Below are 14,840 nucleotides of genomic sequence, written 5' to 3'. Positions count from 1 at the left end.
GGCGATCAACCATCAAAGCTGACCCAGCACCGGGGTGCTGACGCGCACGTCGGCGTTCTGCCCACGGTGACGCAGCAGGTGGTCCATCAACACGATGGCCATCATCGCTTCGGCAATGGGCGTGGCGCGGATGCCGACGCACGGGTCATGGCGGCCCTTGGTAATCACGTCCACCGGGTTGCCGTGGATGTCGATCGAACGGCCCGGGGTGGTGATGCTCGATGTTGGCTTCAACGCCAAGTGAGCCACAATCGGCTGACCGGACGAGATCCCGCCAAGAATGCCGCCAGCGTTATTGCTGAGGAAACCTTCCGGGGTCAGTTCATCACGATGCTCGGTGCCGCGCTGAGCGACGCAGGCGAAACCGGCGCCTATTTCCACGCCTTTCACCGCGTTGATGCTCATCAGTGCGTGCGCCAGTTCAGCGTCGAGGCGATCGAAAATCGGCTCGCCCAGGCCCGGCATCACGCCCTCCGCAACCACGGTGATCTTCGCCCCGACCGAGTCCTGATCGCGGCGCAATTGGTCCATGTAAGCTTCCAGCTCCGGCACCTTGTCCGGGTCCGGGCTGAAGAACGCGTTCTGTTCCACCGAATCCCAGGTCTTGAACGGGATTTCGATCGGACCGAGCTGGCTCATGTAGCCACGGATGACAATGCCTTGGGTGGCGAGGAATTTCTTCGCAATCGCCCCGGCCGCCACGCGCATGGCGGTTTCGCGCGCCGAGCTGCGTCCGCCGCCGCGATAATCGCGCTCACCGTATTTGTGGTGGTAGGTGTAGTCGGCGTGCGCCGGGCGGAACAGATCCTTGATCGCCGAGTAGTCCTTGGACTTCTGGTCGGTGTTGCGGATCAACAGGCCGATCGAGCAACCTGTGGTGCGCCCTTCGAACACGCCGGAGAGGATTTCGACTTCGTCGGCTTCCTGGCGCTGGGTGGTGTGGCGGCTGGTGCCCGGCTTGCGGCGATCGAGGTCGCGCTGCAGGTCTTCGAGGGAGATCTCCAGGCCCGGCGGGCAGCCGTCGACAATGGCGACCAACGCCGGACCATGGCTCTCGCCAGCGGTGGTGACAGTGAACAACTTGCCGTAGGTATTGCCGGACATGCAGGACGCTCCGTGAAATCAAACCCGAATTCGTGATGCGCGCCAGTATACGCAGGCTAACCGAGTAGTTCATCCTCGAACCTTAGTGGTGTTGGTGAGTCCAACCGGCACCTTGGCGAATGATGGCGTGATGATGCTGCGAGTTCTGATCTTGAGTCTTACCCTGTTTACCGGCTTTGCCCACGCGACTGTCCTGCAGCGCCCGATCTCTCTGGACACCGGCAACGGTGAACTTTTCGGCTCGCTGTTGCTGCCAAAATCCGACAGCCCGGTGCCGGTTGTCCTGATCCTTGCCGGCTCCGGTCCCACAGATCGCGACGGCAATAACCCCGATGGCGGGCGCAATGACAGTCTCAAACGGCTGGCCTGGGTGCTGGCCAAACACAACATTGCCAGCGTGCGCTACGACAAGCGCGGTGTCGCTGCGAGCTTCGCGGCCACGCCTGACGAGCGCAATCTGTCGGTGGAGGCCTACGTCAACGATGCTGTGGCCTGGAGCCAGAAGCTGAAAAGTGATCCGCGTTTCGGCCCGTTGATTCTGCTCGGTCACAGCGAAGGTGCACTGATTGCCACCCTCGCCGCCCCGCGTGCCGACGCCGCTGCGCTGATTTCGCTGTCCGGCAGCGCGCGCCCGGTGGATCAGGTGATCCGCGAGCAACTGGCGCGCAGCCTGCCGCCACCGTTGATGTTGCGCAGCAACCAGATTCTCGACAGCCTCAAGGCCGGTCACACCGATGCCGACGTGCCGGCGCCGTTGCAACCGATCTTCCGCCCGAGCGTGCAGCCGTATCTGATTTCGCTGTTCCGTCAGGATCCGGCCAAGGCATTTGCACAACTGAAGATGCCTACGCTGATCGTTCAGGGCAGCAACGACATGCAGGTCGGCGTCGGCGATGCACAGGCGCTCAAAGCGGCCAATCCCAATGCCGAATTGGTGGTAATCGACGGCATGAACCACGTCATGCGCATCGTCGCTGCCGATGTGAAGCGGCAATTGGCCTCCTACAAGGACCCGAATTTGCCACTGGCGGCGGAGCTGGGCGGCAAACTCATCGAATTTATTGACGGACTTCGCAGCCGTTAAACGGTGTTTACCCTCCAGTCCTGAAAAAAACGGCCGATAAGCCTTTGTCGCCAGCGTACCGGCTGGCGACAAGCAGGGCTTGGACAGGATCTCGCCGTTATGACTGATACCCCGACTTCACCCGACACCACCGCTGAAAAAGACGCACCGCCAGCGGTCGAGCTGCCATGGGCGGACGTCAGCGTCGAGCACCACAAGATGCTCCGCCTGGCCCCGCTGCAGACTGACCGTCACACCGGTGGCCGGCCGTTGCGTTTTGTCGAATTCGGCTATGCCGAGCGCAACAGCAAAGAGCACAGCCTGATGCGCATGGCGATCAAACTGCCCGGCCAGCGCGTGCGCAAAGAGCAGAACCATCTCGATGTGTGGGTCAATCACACCAGCAAGCGTGTGCATTTCGGCCCAGACAGCGGCTTGCAGATCGAACCGCTGAACCGTGGCATCGGTCGCTTCCTGGCCGCGCAAGGCATCAATTGGGCGAAAAGACGCTGGCCCGCCTACACCGTCGACGGCATGGACCTGAACAACAAGGACGCGCTGAACGAAGACACCCGCCTGCGTCGCGATCACTTCTTGCGCGTGCATGGCTTTGACGTGGTCTACGCCGACGCCCAGCATTTGAAGGGCAGCGTCAAAGAGGTGCAGGTCGGTGACTTGCTGGGCGACTGGAACAGCGAGAAGCTGCAGATCGTCGAGATTCTCGAAGCGGCGCAGATGCTGCAACAGGCCGAGCAGAACCTGGCCGAGCAGGAAGTGAAGCTGAAGAAGCAGGAAGAGAAGGTCAGCAAGTTCAAGCGTGAAGATGCTGGTTTGCGCTTTACCATTACCTGTCTGGTGGCGTTTGCGGTGTTTCAGGCGGGGTTGTTGATCTGGATTGCTACGCACCGGTAGATCAAAAGATCGCAGCCTGCGGCAGCTCCTACAGGGGATCCGTGTAGGAGCTGGCGAAGCCTGCGATCTTTTGCTTTTCGCCCTTAAACGCGGGAGGCGAACAGGGCCTGATGAGCACGGCACTGCTCTGCGGTCAGCATGAACACGCCATGCCCGCCGCGCTCGAAATCGAGCCAGGCGAAGTCGACTTCCGGGTACAGCGCTTCGACGTGCACCTGGCTGTTGCCCACCTCAACGATCAGCAAACCCTTCTCGGTCAGGTGATCCGCCGCCTCGGCGAGCATCCGTCGCACCAGGTTCAAGCCGTCATCACCACAGGCCAGGCCCAGCTCCGGTTCGTGCTGGTATTCGTCCGGCATGTCGGCGAAATCTTCGGCATCAACGTACGGCGGGTTCGACACGATCAGATCGAAACGCTGACCTGGCAACCCGTCAAACCCATCGCCCTGCACGGTGTACACGCGCTCATCGACGCCGTGGCGCTCGATGTTCTGGTTGGCCACTTCCAGCGCTTCGAACGACAGATCGGCCAGCACCACTTCAGCGTTCTGGAACTCGTAGGCGCAGGCGATGCCGATGCAGCCGGAGCCGGTGCACAGGTCGAGAATCCGCGCAGGTTCGTCACCGATCCATGGGGCAAAACGGTTTTCGATCAGCTCGCCAATCGGTGAACGCGGGATCAGCACGCGCTCATCGACGATGAACGACATGCCACAGAACCAAGCTTCGCCCAGCAGGTACGCGGTCGGAATACGCTCTTCGATGCGGCGCTTGAGCAGGCGTTGCAGGTTGACCAGCTCGTCGTCTTCCAGCGCACAGTCGAGGTAGCTGTCGGCGATCTCCCACGGCAGGTGCAAGGCACCGAGGACCAACTGCCGGGCTTCGTCCCAGGCATTGTCGGTGCCATGGCCGAAAAACAGATCCTCCCCATGGAAGCGGCTGACGGCCCAACGGATGTGGTCGCGCAGGGTACGAAGTCGGGAAGTGATCACGGGGCAGAACTCCAGAAAAAACGACTGGCGATTCTACCAGCCAAAACGTCCGCCGACGACGCAGGAAAATCAGCGGAGCGACAGTAGGACCTTTCTGATTTTTGCATCAGCTATTGAACAGAACGTGTAACTTGACAAGGCTGCAGGCCAGTAACGACGGCGCCTACGATGGTAGCGGTTCACAGAACCGCTCAGCCAGAGGACAATGCCGCAAAAGCCCCACCCCAAGGAGCCCCGAATGTCCGTTCCAAAAACGATGTTTCAACTCAGCGGCCGCGGTTACGCAGCGGCCACACTGAGCCATGCCACCGTGGTCATCATCGATGCCCAGAAAGAGTACCTCAGTGGCCCGCTGGCCCTGAGCGGCATGGACGCGGCCGTCGCGAACATCAAACAACTGGTCGCTGCGGCCCGTGCAGCCGGTCGGCCGATCGTGCACGTGCGTCATCTCGGCACCGTCGGTGGCCTGTTCGACCCACAGGGCGAACGTGGCGAATTCATCCCCGGCCTTGAACCACAGGGCGATGAAACCATCATCGGCAAACTGCTGCCGAGTGCGTTTCACGGTACCGAACTGCTGGACCGTCTGCAGAACCTCGGCTCGCTGGACCTGATCGTTTGCGGCTTCATGAGCCACTCCAGCGTCAGCACCACCGTGCGTGCGGCGAAGAACCTGGGTTTCCGTTGCACGCTGGTCGAAGATGCATGCGCCACCCGCGACCTGCCGTTCAAGGGCCGCGTGCTCAGCGCCGCCGTGGTACAGGAAGCGGAAATGGCGATCATGGCCGACAACTTCGCCACCCTCGCCCTGACTCAAGATCTGATCTGATCTCTGCGAATGAGCGGCTCACCGCGCCGCTCATCCGCAAAAGCCTCGCATTTGCTTCAATTGCCTTAGCCTCAGGAACAACCCGGTCAACTCCCGGTCGAAGGGCCGATACCCATTGAGGAAGGTCGGAATGAAGTTATCCGATGGATTTGACGCACGCCGCTTGCGGCCCAAAGGCCAAAGCAACTGGCGTTTTCGATTCGGCGCAGCGATCGCCGCCATTCTGGCGACGTTCGGTGTGCTGCTGGCGATGGCCGGTGCCGCCAGCCTGCTGGGACGCCCGCCGGCGCTCGGCGACTTGAATGCCACGCCGATGGGTTCGGCGATCATTCTCGCGGTCGGCTTGTTGTTCCTGTACTTCGGCGTGGCCCTGTGGCGTCGATGCCGGCGTCGCGCCCGGCAATCGCGGGAACTGAACATGTCCCCGCACCTGATGAAAAAACACGACTGACTGCACGGCCTGGCTTTTTGCCGGGCCGTTTTGTTTCGACTTGGGTAAACTGGCCGCCCTTCGCGGAGGCTGACATGCAAGACGACGATTTTTCCCTGTTCAAAAGTGCGATCCAAGGCGTCAAGCCGATCAAGCACGACCGCGCCGACACCGGCAAACCCAAGGCTGACCGCGCGCAAATCGCCAAGCTGCGCCAGTCCGCCACCGTGCGCACCGACAACACCACCGTGGATGGCCTGTCCGATCAGTTCGTGATCGACGTCGGCCCCGAAGACGAGTTGATGTGGGCCCGCGACGGGGTGCAGGAAAGCCAGATGCGCAAGCTCAAGATCGGGCAGATCCCGTTCGAAGGCAGCCTCGACCTGCACGGCATGAACGTGGAAAAGGCCCGCGAGACGCTTTGGGCGTTTCTCGCCGAAGCAACCCGATTCGAAATCCGCTGCGTGCGCGTCACCCACGGCAAGGCCGTGCGCCTGGACGGCAAGCGGCCGATGATCAAAAGCCACGTCAACACGTGGCTGCGCCAGCATCCGCAAGTGCTCGGTTTCTGCTCATGTCAGGCAAAACACGGCGGTGCCGGTGCGGTGTACGTGATGCTCAAACGCACCATGATGGAAGGCCGCGACGAATAATCGCGTTACACCGAACTTGCAGGGTTGTGTCCGCCACCGTACCCTTGCCCTTTGCGAAAATCCCCACAGGTAGTTTCATGTCCCTGGAACAGAATTACACCGCGATTCTCGGCCAACTGGGCGAGGACGTCTCCCGCGAGGGCCTGCTCGACACGCCAAAGCGTGCCGCCAAAGCCATGCAGTACCTCTGCCGCGGTTATGAACAGACGCTCGAAGAGGTCACCAACGGTGCCCTGTTCAGCTCCGACAACAGCGAAATGGTGCTGGTCAAGGACATCGAGCTGTACTCGTTGTGCGAACACCACCTGCTGCCGTTCATCGGCAAGGCCCACGTTGCGTACATCCCGAGCGGCAAAGTGCTGGGCCTGTCGAAGGTTGCGCGAATCGTCGACATGTACGCCCGCCGCCTGCAGATCCAGGAAAACCTCAGCCGTCAGATCGCCGACGCGGTGCAACAAGTCACCGGTGCGCTGGGCGTGGCCGTGGTCATCGAGGCCAAGCACATGTGCATGATGATGCGCGGTGTCGAGAAACAGAATTCGTCGATGATCACTTCGGTGATGCTCGGTGAGTTCCGCGAAAACGCGGCGACTCGCAGCGAGTTCCTCAGCCTGATCAAGTAATCGGCAGCAGAAAAAAACCGGCGTTGATCGCCGGTTTTTTTTCGTCCGTGAAAAATCGGGTAAGCTGCGCGCCCTTCTCTCTTTGCACCGTGAGGCTTTCAACGTGTTCGTAAAAGCGCTTCGTGTCGGCCTTGGCCAACTGATCATCTTCATCGACTTCATCACTCGCCCGGGCAAGAAGCAGCGCCCGGCCGAAGTACAGGCACAAGTCAACGCCGCCGCCAAAGGCCTGACCCTGTATCAGTTCCACGCCTGCCCGTTCTGCGTGAAAACCCGCCGCACCCTGCGTCGCCTGAATGTGCCGGTCGCACTGAAGGACGCGAAGAACAACGAACAGGATCGCCAGACCCTGCTGAATCAGGGCGGCAAGATCAAGGTGCCGTGCCTGCGCATTGAAGAGAATGGGCAGACGACCTGGATGTATGAGTCCAAGGTGATTATTGATTATCTGGATAAGCGGTTTGCTGCAGTCTGATATTGATGTTGTGTTGCTTATGGCCCCATCGCTGGCAAGCCAGCTCCCACAGTGATCTGTAGCGTTCACATAACCTGTGGGAGCTGGCTTGCCAGCGATGAGGCCCGCAAGAACAACACATTACTCAGACAAAAATAAACCGGCCCTCGAGCCGGTTTATTTTTTTCAGGCTGCTTTGTCTAGTTGCGCCTGTCTCACCACCGCCGCCAGTCGCTTCAACCCTTCATCCAGTCGCGCCGGGTCGATGTGGCTGAAATTCAAACGCAGGTGCCCGAGGTTTTTATCCGGCTCGGGAAAGAACGGCTCGCCCGGCATGAACGCCACATCATTGGCCAGCGCCTCGTTAAGCAACGTCCGCGTATCCAGCGGTTGCTTCAGCGTCAGCCAGAAGAACAGCCCGCCCTGCGGCATGTTCCAATTCGCCAGATCGGCAAAGTGCGTTTCCAGCGCTGACTGGAAAGCATCCCGCCGCTGCCGGTAAAAGCCGCGCAACTCGCTCAGGTGCTGCTGATATTTTTCACTGCCAATCCATTGCAGCGCCTGCCACTGGCCGATGCGGTTGGTGTGCAGATCCGCCGATTGCTTGAGTTTGAGCAGGTGCGGAAACAGGTCCGGGCTGGCGATCAGGTAGCCGACGCGCAAACCCGGGAGCAAGGTTTTCGACACAGTGCCGGTGTAGATCCAGCTGGCTTTCTTCAAACGCCCGGCAATCGGTTTGGCGCTGCCGCCATCGAACGTCAGTTCGCGATACGGCTCGTCTTCGATCAGGGTCACGCCGAATTCATCGAGCAATGCGGCGACGGCGGCGCGCTTGGCTTCGCTGTAGCGCACGGCGGAGGGGTTCTGGAACGTCGGGATCAGGTAGATGAACGCCGGGCGATGTTGCTCAAGTCGACTGCGCAGTTGCGCCAGGTTCGGGCCGTCGGACTCTTGCGGCACGGTCAGGCAATCGGCGCCGAACAGCTGGAAGATCTGCAACGCGGCCAGGTAGGTCGGGGCTTCCAGAAGAATTTCGGTACCCCTGTCGATGTACAACTTGGCGGCCAGATCGAGGGTCTGCTGGGAACCGCTGACCACCAGCACCTGACTCGCCGTGCACGCCAGACCCAACGCTCGCGCCTGCGCCGCCAGCGCTTCACGCAGCGCCGGCTCGCCTTCGCTCATGCCGTATTGGCCGAGGGACAGCGGCATGTCGGCCCATTCGACTTTCGGCAGCATGGCTTCGGCGGGCAGGCCACCGGCAAACGACATCACCTCCGGACGCTGGGCGGCGGCGAGGATTTCACGGATCAGAGAACTTTTAAGGCGCGAAACACGTTCGGAAAAAGCCATGGGAGTCACCGGTAGCGAGGCCTGGGAAAAATGAGTCAAACTGGTTGACTGAAACTACGACAGCTTGAGCGAGTACGTCAACATGCTTGACCTTAAAAACCCCGCCAGCCAGCAGCAGGCGATGGAAGCGTTTTTCTTCGGCTATCAGGCGTTCACCGCCAAGGCCGACGAAATGCTCGAACGTCGCGGCCTGTCCCGGGTGCATCAGCGGATTGTGTTTTTCATCGCGCGTTATCCGAATTTGAGCGTGAAGGAATTACTGGGTTTGCTCGGCGTGAGCAAGCAGGCGCTGAACATGCCGTTGCGCCAGCTGCAGGAAATGCACTTGGTGGACAGCGTGGCGTCGGAGGCGGACAAGCGTAAGCGCTTGCTGGAGCTGACTATTGAAGGTGAGAAGTTTGAGCAGGCGTTGCGCCGTGAGCAGGTGAAGTTGCTTGAGCGGGTGTTTGCCGAGGCTGGGGAGGCGGCGGTGAATGGGTGGTTGGCGGTGAATATGGCGCTTGGGAGCACTCAGTCACATCTTGATTGACTGATCCGGCCTGATCGCTGGCAAGCCAGCTCCCACAGTGATCGGCAGCGTACACAAAACCTGTGGGAGCTGGCTTGCCATCGATGGGGCCTCTGAGGGCGATATATCCCTATCGCCTGACCTTTCGTAAACAAAACCAAAAACAATACTTGCTTTATTTGTACACAAAAGCATAATCCACTGCGCGCGAGTTCCTGACCGCATGGTCAACAAATTCGCGTATGCCTCAAAGGGCTGCTGCCACCCCTCATGGGTCCGGCCCTGGAAATAACAATAAAACTCTTGAGGAGTACTCGCTGTGGAAAGCCGCAAATCCGAAGCATCGACGCTGGAACTCTCGCCGCCCTTACGCACAGGCGTGCTGGAGCGCATCTTCAAACTCAGCTTGCATGGCACCACGGTGAAGACCGAGCTGATTGCCGGTCTGACAACCTTCATCACCATGGCTTACATCATCTTCGTCAACCCGAACATCATGGCCGATGCCGGGATCGATCACGGTGCAGCCTTCGTCGCCACCTGCATCGCCGCCGCACTCGGCTGCCTGCTGATGGGCCTGTACGCCAACTGGCCGGTGGGCCTGGCACCGGGCATGGGCCTCAATGCATTTTTCACTTACACCGTGGTCGGCACCATGGGCTACAACTGGGAAACCGCGCTCGGTGCGGTGTTCGTTTCCGGTGTACTGTTCATGATCCTGACCTTCTCGCGGATTCGCGAATGGCTGCTCAACAGCATCCCGGTCAGCCTGCGCTTTGCGATGGGCGCCGGTGTCGGTCTGTTCCTCGGGCTGATCGGTCTGAAAACCGCCGGTATCGTCGTCGACAGCCCGGCGACGCTGATCAAGCTCGGCTCCCTGCGTGAACCCGGCCCGCTGCTGGCGGCGATCTGCTTCCTGATGATCGCGATCCTCAGCTACCACAAGGTGTTCGGCGCGATCCTCATCAGCATCATCACCGTGACCCTGGCCGGTTGGGGCCTGGGCATCGTGCACTACTCCGGCATCATGTCGACCCCGCCGAGCCTGGCGCCGACCTTCATGGCAATGAACGTCGCGGGCGTGTTCAACGTCAGCATGATCAGCGTGGTCCTGGCTTTCCTCTTCGTACACATGTTCGACACCGCCGGCACGCTGATGGGCGTCGCCCAGCGGGCCAATCTGGTCAACGCTGACGGGCGTATCGAAAACCTCTCCCGCGCGATGAAAGCCGACAGTGCCTCCAGTGTTTTCGGCGCGGTGGTCGGTGTTCCTCCTGTTACCAGCTATGTGGAAAGTGCCGCTGGCGTAGCCGCTGGTGGTCGGACTGGTCTTACCGCAGTCACCGTGGGTGTGCTATTTATAGCCGCGATGTTTTTCGCACCACTGGCCGGGATGATTCCGGCCTATGCCACCGCCGGTGCACTGATTTACGTCGCGATGCTGATGATGGGCGGCATGGCGCACATCGAATGGGATGAAGCCACTGACGCCATCCCGGCGATCGTCACCGCGATCATGATGCCGCTGACCTTCTCGGTCGCCGACGGCATTGCGCTGGGCTTCATCACCTACGTGGCGTTGAAAGCCGGTACCGGCAAGTACAAGGAAATTTCCGTCAGCCTGTGGGTGCTCTGCGCGATCTTCATCGCCAAGTTCATCTTCTTGTAAGCGTCACGCGGTTCAAGCGTCAAACCAGCCTCACCCTCGCGGGTGGGGCTTTGCACATTCTTGAGTACAACAAAAAAAGGAGCAAAGTGATGAGTCTGGAAACCTGGCTGCTGTTCAGTGGCGCTGCATTGGTGGTGATCCTGATTCCGGGGCCGCTGTCTTTGCTGATGATCAGCAACAGTCTGAATTACGGCTTGCGCCGCTCTTATCCGGCGTTTCTCGGCGGCGTGATCGCCTCGATCTGCCTGCTCAGTGCGTCGGCGCTGGGGTTGGGCGCCCTGTTGCTGGCGTCAGAACAGTTGTTCAGCGCCTTGAAAATCGTCGGTGCGCTGTACCTGTTCTACCTCGCCTGGCAGAGCTGGCAGCAATCGCGTCAGCCAGCGGTGGGCGCCGAAGTGCCGCAGGCCGCACCGGTGCCACGTTTCCGCACCCTGTTTGGCCGGGCCTTCGTCTTGGGCGCCAGCAATCCAAAGGACATTCTGTTTTTCGCCGCGTTTCTGCCGCAGTTCCTCAGCGCGCAACAACCGTTCCTGCCGCAACTGCTGATCATGATCGCGACCTGGGTGGTGCTCGACCTGTGCTGCAAACTGGCTTACGGGCTGGGTGCGCATGGTGCGGCGCGCTATCTGCGTAGCGGCAAGGGGCAGAGCTGGTTCAACCGGGTGAGTGCCGGGTTGTTCAGTGGTGCGGGCGCTGCGTCGCTGTTGAGCCGTTAAAGAGCAAAAGATCGCAGCCTGCGGCAGCTCCTACAGGGGATTGCATTCCAAACTGTAGGAGCTGCCGCAGGCTGCGATCTTTTGACTTTAAGGCAGACGAAAAAAAAGCCCGCAGTGTGAGCGGGCGAAAGACCAAAGAAGCTATATGCGCAGTCGCTTCCCGGTGGGGGCTGCTGCTTGGGGGTCAGCTGCCCCGGTAGGTGGAATAGCTGTAAGGCGAGATCAGCAGTGGCACGTGGTAGTGATCCTGCTCGGCGGAGATGCCAAAACGCAGCACCACCACGTCCAGAAACGCCGGTTCCGGCAGTTGCACACCACGGGCGCGGTAGTAATCGCCGGCGTGGAACTGCACTTGATAAACCCCCGTGCGGTAGTCATCGCCTTGCAGCAGCGGCGCATCGACCCGACCATCGCTGTTGGTAACGGCACTGGCGACCAATTCCAGGTGCGAACCTTCAACGCGGTACAGCTCGACCTTGATCGAGCTGCCCGGGCAACCGTGTGCAGCGTCCAAAACGTGTGTTGTCAAACGTCCCATTGATTCTGCGCGCCTGGCCGCAAAGAGCAGTCAGACTTCGCGCCTCCCGAAGTCAGGTAATAAGGAGACCGCACCGATTCGGAGCACGAAAAGCTGCGGCGAGCGACTGATTAAGACACTTTTCAAAAAAATTGTACACAATAAAAACGACATTTTTCGCACCACCCCCGCCATTCGGGTGTTTCACCTTGATCTGCTCCTCAGGCGCATGAGTATTGAACCTCACAGCCATTAGCTGACTGATCAGGCAGGTTTCTTGCAGGCTTACGCCATTAGCAGCAAAAGATGACAGTCGGTGAAAAATGCGAAAATTCAGGCTTACAAATTGCGAATAAAGTTGTATACAATCAGCCCATCGCTGTGACGCCAGCCTGCGCAGGCCGTTACACAAACCTGTCAACGAATAAGAAGGAAGACTGCAGTGAGCGCTGACTACCCACGCGACCTGATCGGTTACGGCAGTAACCCTCCTCACCCACACTGGCCGGGCAACGCGCGCATCGCCCTGTCCTTCGTGCTCAATTACGAAGAAGGCGGCGAGCGCAACATCCTGCACGGCGACAAAGAATCCGAAGCCTTTCTTTCCGAAATGGTTGCTGCTCAGCCGCTGCAAGGCGCGCGCAACATGAGCATGGAATCGCTTTACGAGTATGGCAGCCGCGCCGGCGTCTGGCGGATCCTGAAACTGTTCAAGGAATTCGACATTCCGCTGACCATCTTCGCCGTGGCCATGGCCGCCCAGCGCCACCCGGATGTGATCCGCGCGATGGTCGAAGCCGGTCACGAGATCTGCAGCCACGGCTACCGCTGGATCGACTACCAGTACATGGATGAGGCGCAGGAGCGCGAGCACATGCTCGAAGCGATCCGCATCCTCACCGAACTCACTGGCGAACGCCCACTGGGCTGGTACACCGGCCGCACCGGCCCGAACACCCGGCGCCTGGTGATGGAAGAAGGCGGTTTCCTTTACGACTGCGACACCTACGACGACGACCTGCCCTACTGGGAACCGAACAACCCGACCGGCAAGCCGCACCTGGTGATCCCGTACACCCTCGACACCAATGACATGCGCTTCACCCAGGTGCAGGGTTTCAACAAGGGCGACGATTTCTTCGAATACCTCAAAGACGCGTTCGACGTGCTCTACGCCGAGGGCGCCGAAGCGCCGAAGATGCTTTCGATCGGTCTGCACTGCCGCCTGATCGGCCGTCCGGCGCGTCTGGCGTCGCTCAAGCGCTTCATCGAATACGCCAAAAGTCATGAACAGGTGTGGTTCAGCCGTCGCGTCGACATCGCGCGCCACTGGCACGAAACCCATCCGTATCAAGGGGCCGCCAAATGAGCCGCTTTCAAACCCTGCAACCGTCGACCCTGAGTCGCGACGCTTTCGTCAACGCTTTCGCCGACATCTACGAACATTCGCCATGGGTAGCCGAGAAGGCCTACGACCTGGGAGCGGACGCCTCGATCGACGAGATCGAAACCCTGCACCAGCGCATGAGCGACATCTTGTTGAGCGCCGATCACGCCAGTCAACTGGCACTGATCAATGCTCACCCGGACCTGGCCGGCAAAGCCGCCGTCCAGGGCCAACTGACCGAAGCCAGCACCAATGAACAGGCTGGCGCCGGTATTCACCAATGCACGGCCGAAGAGTTCCAGCGCTTCACCGAGCTGAACGACGCCTACAAGGCCAAGTTCAAGTTTCCCTTCATCATGGCGGTAAAAGGCAGCAACCGGCATCAGATCCTCGCGGCGTTCGAAACGCGCATTCACAACTCGGTCGACACCGAATTCAAATGCGCGCTGGCGGAGATCAACAAGATCGCCCTGTTCCGTTTACTGACTCTCTAGCGAAGCCTGGCCCGAGTGCGTCAAACGCGGAGAGCACCCAGGGCCTTGCAAGCATCCCCAGCCAACTTATTAAAGGCAGACAAGAAGAATGAAAGCTTACGCCGTACCTTTCGAGAAGTTCGTCAACCTGGCCGATGCCCGTCTGGGCACCAAAATCATCTCGGTCACCGATGACTGGTTCGCAGACGCCAATCGTCTGTTTCAGCCGACCCCGGCCGTGTGGAAGGAGGGTGTGTTCGACGACAACGGCAAGTGGATGGATGGCTGGGAATCGCGCCGCAAGCGCTTCGAAGGCTACGACAGCGCGGTAATCCGCCTGGGTGTACCAGGTTCGATCAAAGGCGTGGACATCGACACTTCATTCTTCACCGGCAACTTCCCGCCATCGGCCTCGCTGGAAGCATGCTTCCTGGCCTCGGGCGAGCCAGACGAAAACACCCAGTGGACTGAAGTCCTGTCGGCCGTCGAGCTGCAGGGCAACAGCCACCACTACCATGAAATCAGCAACGACAAAGCGTTCAGTCACCTGCGCTTCAACATCTTCCCGGACGGTGGTGTGGCCCGTCTGCGCGTGTACGGTATTCCGTTCCGCGACTGGTCCGCGGTGGGCGACAACGAGCAAGTCGATCTGGCTGCAGCCCTCAACGGCGGCCGCGCCCTCGCCTGCTCCGACGAACACTTCGGCCGCATGAGCAACATCCTCAACCCAGGCCGTGGCATCAACATGGGCGACGGCTGGGAAACCGCACGTCGTCGCACCCCGGGCAATGACTGGGTGATCGTCGCGTTGGGCCATCCGGGCGAGATCGAAAAAATCATCGTCGACACCCTGCACTTCAAGGGCAACTACCCGGACACCTGCTCGATCCAGGGCGCGTTCGTCAAGGGCGGCACCGACAGCCAGATCGAAACCCAGTCGCTGTTCTGGCGCGAACTGCTGCCGAGCCAGAAGCTGGAAATGCACGCCGAACACACCTTCGTCGAGCAGATCAAGGCACTGGGCCCAATCACCCACATCCGCCTGAACGTGTTCCCGGATGGTGGTGTGAGTCGCCTGCGCGTACTCGGCAAGGTCGCGAAGTAATGCTGAGCCTGTAGGAGCTGCCGCAGGCTGCGATCTCTTGATCTTGATCTTA

17 protein-coding genes are annotated in these 14,840 nt (G+C 60.1%); 13 read left to right on the top strand and 4 right to left on the bottom strand.

Annotated elements, in window-relative coordinates:
- Nucleotides 1-12: 12 nt before the first annotated feature.
- On the bottom strand, nucleotides 13-1,104 hold the full coding sequence (gene aroC, locus ACYZUM_RS05405; RefSeq protein WP_041068866.1) for a chorismate synthase: 1,092 nt from the start codon (nucleotides 1,102-1,104) through the stop codon (nucleotides 13-15).
- A 130-nt stretch (nucleotides 1,105-1,234) separates the two neighbouring features.
- Between aroC and ACYZUM_RS05400 the strand changes: the two genes are divergently transcribed.
- Together ACYZUM_RS05400 and ACYZUM_RS05395 are read left to right on the top strand one after the other, a co-directional pair.
- On the top strand, nucleotides 1,235-2,188 hold the full coding sequence (locus ACYZUM_RS05400; RefSeq protein ID WP_108184372.1) for an alpha/beta hydrolase: 954 nt from the start codon (nucleotides 1,235-1,237) through the stop codon (nucleotides 2,186-2,188).
- A 99-nt stretch (nucleotides 2,189-2,287) separates the two neighbouring features.
- Nucleotides 2,288-3,079, top strand: a complete 792-nt coding sequence (locus ACYZUM_RS05395; RefSeq protein WP_108182129.1) for a hypothetical protein — start codon at nucleotides 2,288-2,290, stop codon at nucleotides 3,077-3,079.
- 83 nt (nucleotides 3,080-3,162) lie between these two features.
- On the opposite strand, the gene prmB is transcribed toward ACYZUM_RS05395, so the two are convergent.
- The gene (prmB, locus tag ACYZUM_RS05390; protein ID WP_047292951.1) at nucleotides 3,163-4,071 is read right to left on the bottom strand and encodes a 50S ribosomal protein L3 N(5)-glutamine methyltransferase; all 909 of its coding nucleotides are present in this window, start codon (nucleotides 4,069-4,071) and stop codon (nucleotides 3,163-3,165) included.
- Nucleotides 4,072-4,309: 238 nt separating this feature from the next.
- Between prmB and ACYZUM_RS05385 the strand changes: the two genes are divergently transcribed.
- The 5 genes from ACYZUM_RS05385 (at nucleotide 4,310) to ACYZUM_RS05365 (ending at nucleotide 7,081) form a co-directional block, all read left to right on the top strand.
- Nucleotides 4,310-4,900: a cysteine hydrolase family protein gene (locus tag ACYZUM_RS05385; protein ID WP_003223193.1), complete on the top strand. Its 591-nt coding sequence runs from the start codon at nucleotides 4,310-4,312 to the stop codon at nucleotides 4,898-4,900.
- Between the two features lie 130 nt (nucleotides 4,901-5,030).
- Entirely contained in the window at nucleotides 5,031-5,351 is a 321-nt protein-coding gene (locus ACYZUM_RS05380) for a hypothetical protein (RefSeq protein ID WP_007914024.1), read from the top strand.
- 74 nt (nucleotides 5,352-5,425) lie between these two features.
- A complete protein-coding gene (locus ACYZUM_RS05375; protein WP_108182128.1) occupies nucleotides 5,426-5,983 on the top strand; it encodes a Smr/MutS family protein in 558 nt (185 codons plus the stop codon).
- Nucleotides 5,984-6,060: 77 nt separating this feature from the next.
- The gene (gene folE / locus ACYZUM_RS05370; RefSeq protein ID WP_003204506.1) at nucleotides 6,061-6,606 is read left to right on the top strand and encodes a GTP cyclohydrolase I FolE; all 546 of its coding nucleotides are present in this window, start codon (nucleotides 6,061-6,063) and stop codon (nucleotides 6,604-6,606) included.
- 103 nt (nucleotides 6,607-6,709) lie between these two features.
- Entirely contained in the window at nucleotides 6,710-7,081 is a 372-nt protein-coding gene (locus ACYZUM_RS05365; protein ID WP_108184371.1) for a glutathione S-transferase N-terminal domain-containing protein, read from the top strand.
- Between the two features lie 165 nt (nucleotides 7,082-7,246).
- On the opposite strand, the gene ACYZUM_RS05360 is transcribed toward ACYZUM_RS05365, so the two are convergent.
- On the bottom strand, nucleotides 7,247-8,413 hold the full coding sequence (locus ACYZUM_RS05360) for an aminotransferase-like domain-containing protein (protein ID WP_108182127.1): 1,167 nt from the start codon (nucleotides 8,411-8,413) through the stop codon (nucleotides 7,247-7,249).
- Between the two features lie 82 nt (nucleotides 8,414-8,495).
- Between ACYZUM_RS05360 and ACYZUM_RS05355 the strand changes: the two genes are divergently transcribed.
- The 3 genes from ACYZUM_RS05355 to ACYZUM_RS05345 all read left to right on the top strand — a co-directional run bounded on the left by ACYZUM_RS05355 (nucleotide 8,496) and on the right by ACYZUM_RS05345 (nucleotide 11,306).
- Nucleotides 8,496-8,942: a MarR family winged helix-turn-helix transcriptional regulator gene (locus ACYZUM_RS05355; protein WP_108184370.1), complete on the top strand. Its 447-nt coding sequence runs from the start codon at nucleotides 8,496-8,498 to the stop codon at nucleotides 8,940-8,942.
- A gap of 298 nt (nucleotides 8,943-9,240) precedes the next feature.
- Nucleotides 9,241-10,590 carry an NCS2 family permease gene (locus ACYZUM_RS05350; protein ID WP_041068843.1) on the top strand — a complete coding sequence of 450 codons (1,350 nt, stop codon included), beginning with the start codon at nucleotides 9,241-9,243 and terminating at the stop codon, nucleotides 10,588-10,590.
- A gap of 89 nt (nucleotides 10,591-10,679) precedes the next feature.
- Nucleotides 10,680-11,306, top strand: coding sequence for a LysE family translocator (locus ACYZUM_RS05345; protein ID WP_003223174.1), 627 nt, complete (start codon nucleotides 10,680-10,682; stop codon nucleotides 11,304-11,306).
- A gap of 184 nt (nucleotides 11,307-11,490) precedes the next feature.
- On the opposite strand, the gene uraH is transcribed toward ACYZUM_RS05345, so the two are convergent.
- A complete protein-coding gene (gene uraH / locus ACYZUM_RS05340; RefSeq protein WP_007913983.1) occupies nucleotides 11,491-11,844 on the bottom strand; it encodes a hydroxyisourate hydrolase in 354 nt (117 codons plus the stop codon).
- Nucleotides 11,845-12,265: 421 nt separating this feature from the next.
- Here uraH and puuE point away from each other — a divergent pair, with 421 nt between their 5' ends.
- The 3 genes from puuE to alc all read left to right on the top strand — a co-directional run bounded on the left by puuE (nucleotide 12,266) and on the right by alc (nucleotide 14,788).
- Nucleotides 12,266-13,192 carry an allantoinase PuuE gene (gene puuE / locus ACYZUM_RS05335; protein WP_039769896.1) on the top strand — a complete coding sequence of 309 codons (927 nt, stop codon included), beginning with the start codon at nucleotides 12,266-12,268 and terminating at the stop codon, nucleotides 13,190-13,192.
- Nucleotides 13,189-13,704, top strand: a complete 516-nt coding sequence (uraD, locus tag ACYZUM_RS05330; protein ID WP_047292945.1) for a 2-oxo-4-hydroxy-4-carboxy-5-ureidoimidazoline decarboxylase — start codon at nucleotides 13,189-13,191, stop codon at nucleotides 13,702-13,704. The genes puuE and uraD overlap by 4 nt, the downstream gene beginning before the upstream one ends.
- An 88-nt stretch (nucleotides 13,705-13,792) precedes the next feature.
- On the top strand, nucleotides 13,793-14,788 hold the full coding sequence (gene alc / locus ACYZUM_RS05325; protein ID WP_108182125.1) for an allantoicase: 996 nt from the start codon (nucleotides 13,793-13,795) through the stop codon (nucleotides 14,786-14,788).
- Nucleotides 14,789-14,840 lie beyond the last annotated feature (52 nt).

Source organism: Pseudomonas sp. m6p, assembly GCF_055760375.1.
Note: the sequence above shows the minus strand (reverse complement) of the source record. Positions and strands in the feature narration are given on the sequence as shown.

Excerpts from the sequence above, each read along its gene's own strand:
- aroC (WP_041068866.1), bottom strand. The coding sequence starts at position 1,104 with ATGTCCGGCAATACCTACGGCAAGTTGTTCACTGTCACCACCGCTGGC.
- ACYZUM_RS05400 (WP_108184372.1), top strand. The coding sequence starts at position 1,235 with ATGATGCTGCGAGTTCTGATCTTGAGTCTTACCCTGTTTACCGGCTTT.
- ACYZUM_RS05395 (WP_108182129.1), top strand. The coding sequence starts at position 2,288 with ATGACTGATACCCCGACTTCACCCGACACCACCGCTGAAAAAGACGCA.
- ACYZUM_RS05385 (WP_003223193.1), top strand. The coding sequence starts at position 4,310 with ATGTCCGTTCCAAAAACGATGTTTCAACTCAGCGGCCGCGGTTACGCA.
- ACYZUM_RS05380 (WP_007914024.1), top strand. The coding sequence starts at position 5,031 with ATGAAGTTATCCGATGGATTTGACGCACGCCGCTTGCGGCCCAAAGGC.
- ACYZUM_RS05375 (WP_108182128.1), top strand. The coding sequence starts at position 5,426 with ATGCAAGACGACGATTTTTCCCTGTTCAAAAGTGCGATCCAAGGCGTC.
- folE (WP_003204506.1), top strand. The coding sequence starts at position 6,061 with ATGTCCCTGGAACAGAATTACACCGCGATTCTCGGCCAACTGGGCGAG.
- ACYZUM_RS05360 (WP_108182127.1), bottom strand. The coding sequence starts at position 8,413 with ATGGCTTTTTCCGAACGTGTTTCGCGCCTTAAAAGTTCTCTGATCCGT.
- ACYZUM_RS05355 (WP_108184370.1), top strand. The coding sequence starts at position 8,496 with ATGCTTGACCTTAAAAACCCCGCCAGCCAGCAGCAGGCGATGGAAGCG.
- ACYZUM_RS05345 (WP_003223174.1), top strand. The coding sequence starts at position 10,680 with ATGAGTCTGGAAACCTGGCTGCTGTTCAGTGGCGCTGCATTGGTGGTG.
- uraH (WP_007913983.1), bottom strand. The coding sequence starts at position 11,844 with ATGGGACGTTTGACAACACACGTTTTGGACGCTGCACACGGTTGCCCG.
- uraD (WP_047292945.1), top strand. The coding sequence starts at position 13,189 with ATGAGCCGCTTTCAAACCCTGCAACCGTCGACCCTGAGTCGCGACGCT.
- alc (WP_108182125.1), top strand. The coding sequence starts at position 13,793 with ATGAAAGCTTACGCCGTACCTTTCGAGAAGTTCGTCAACCTGGCCGAT.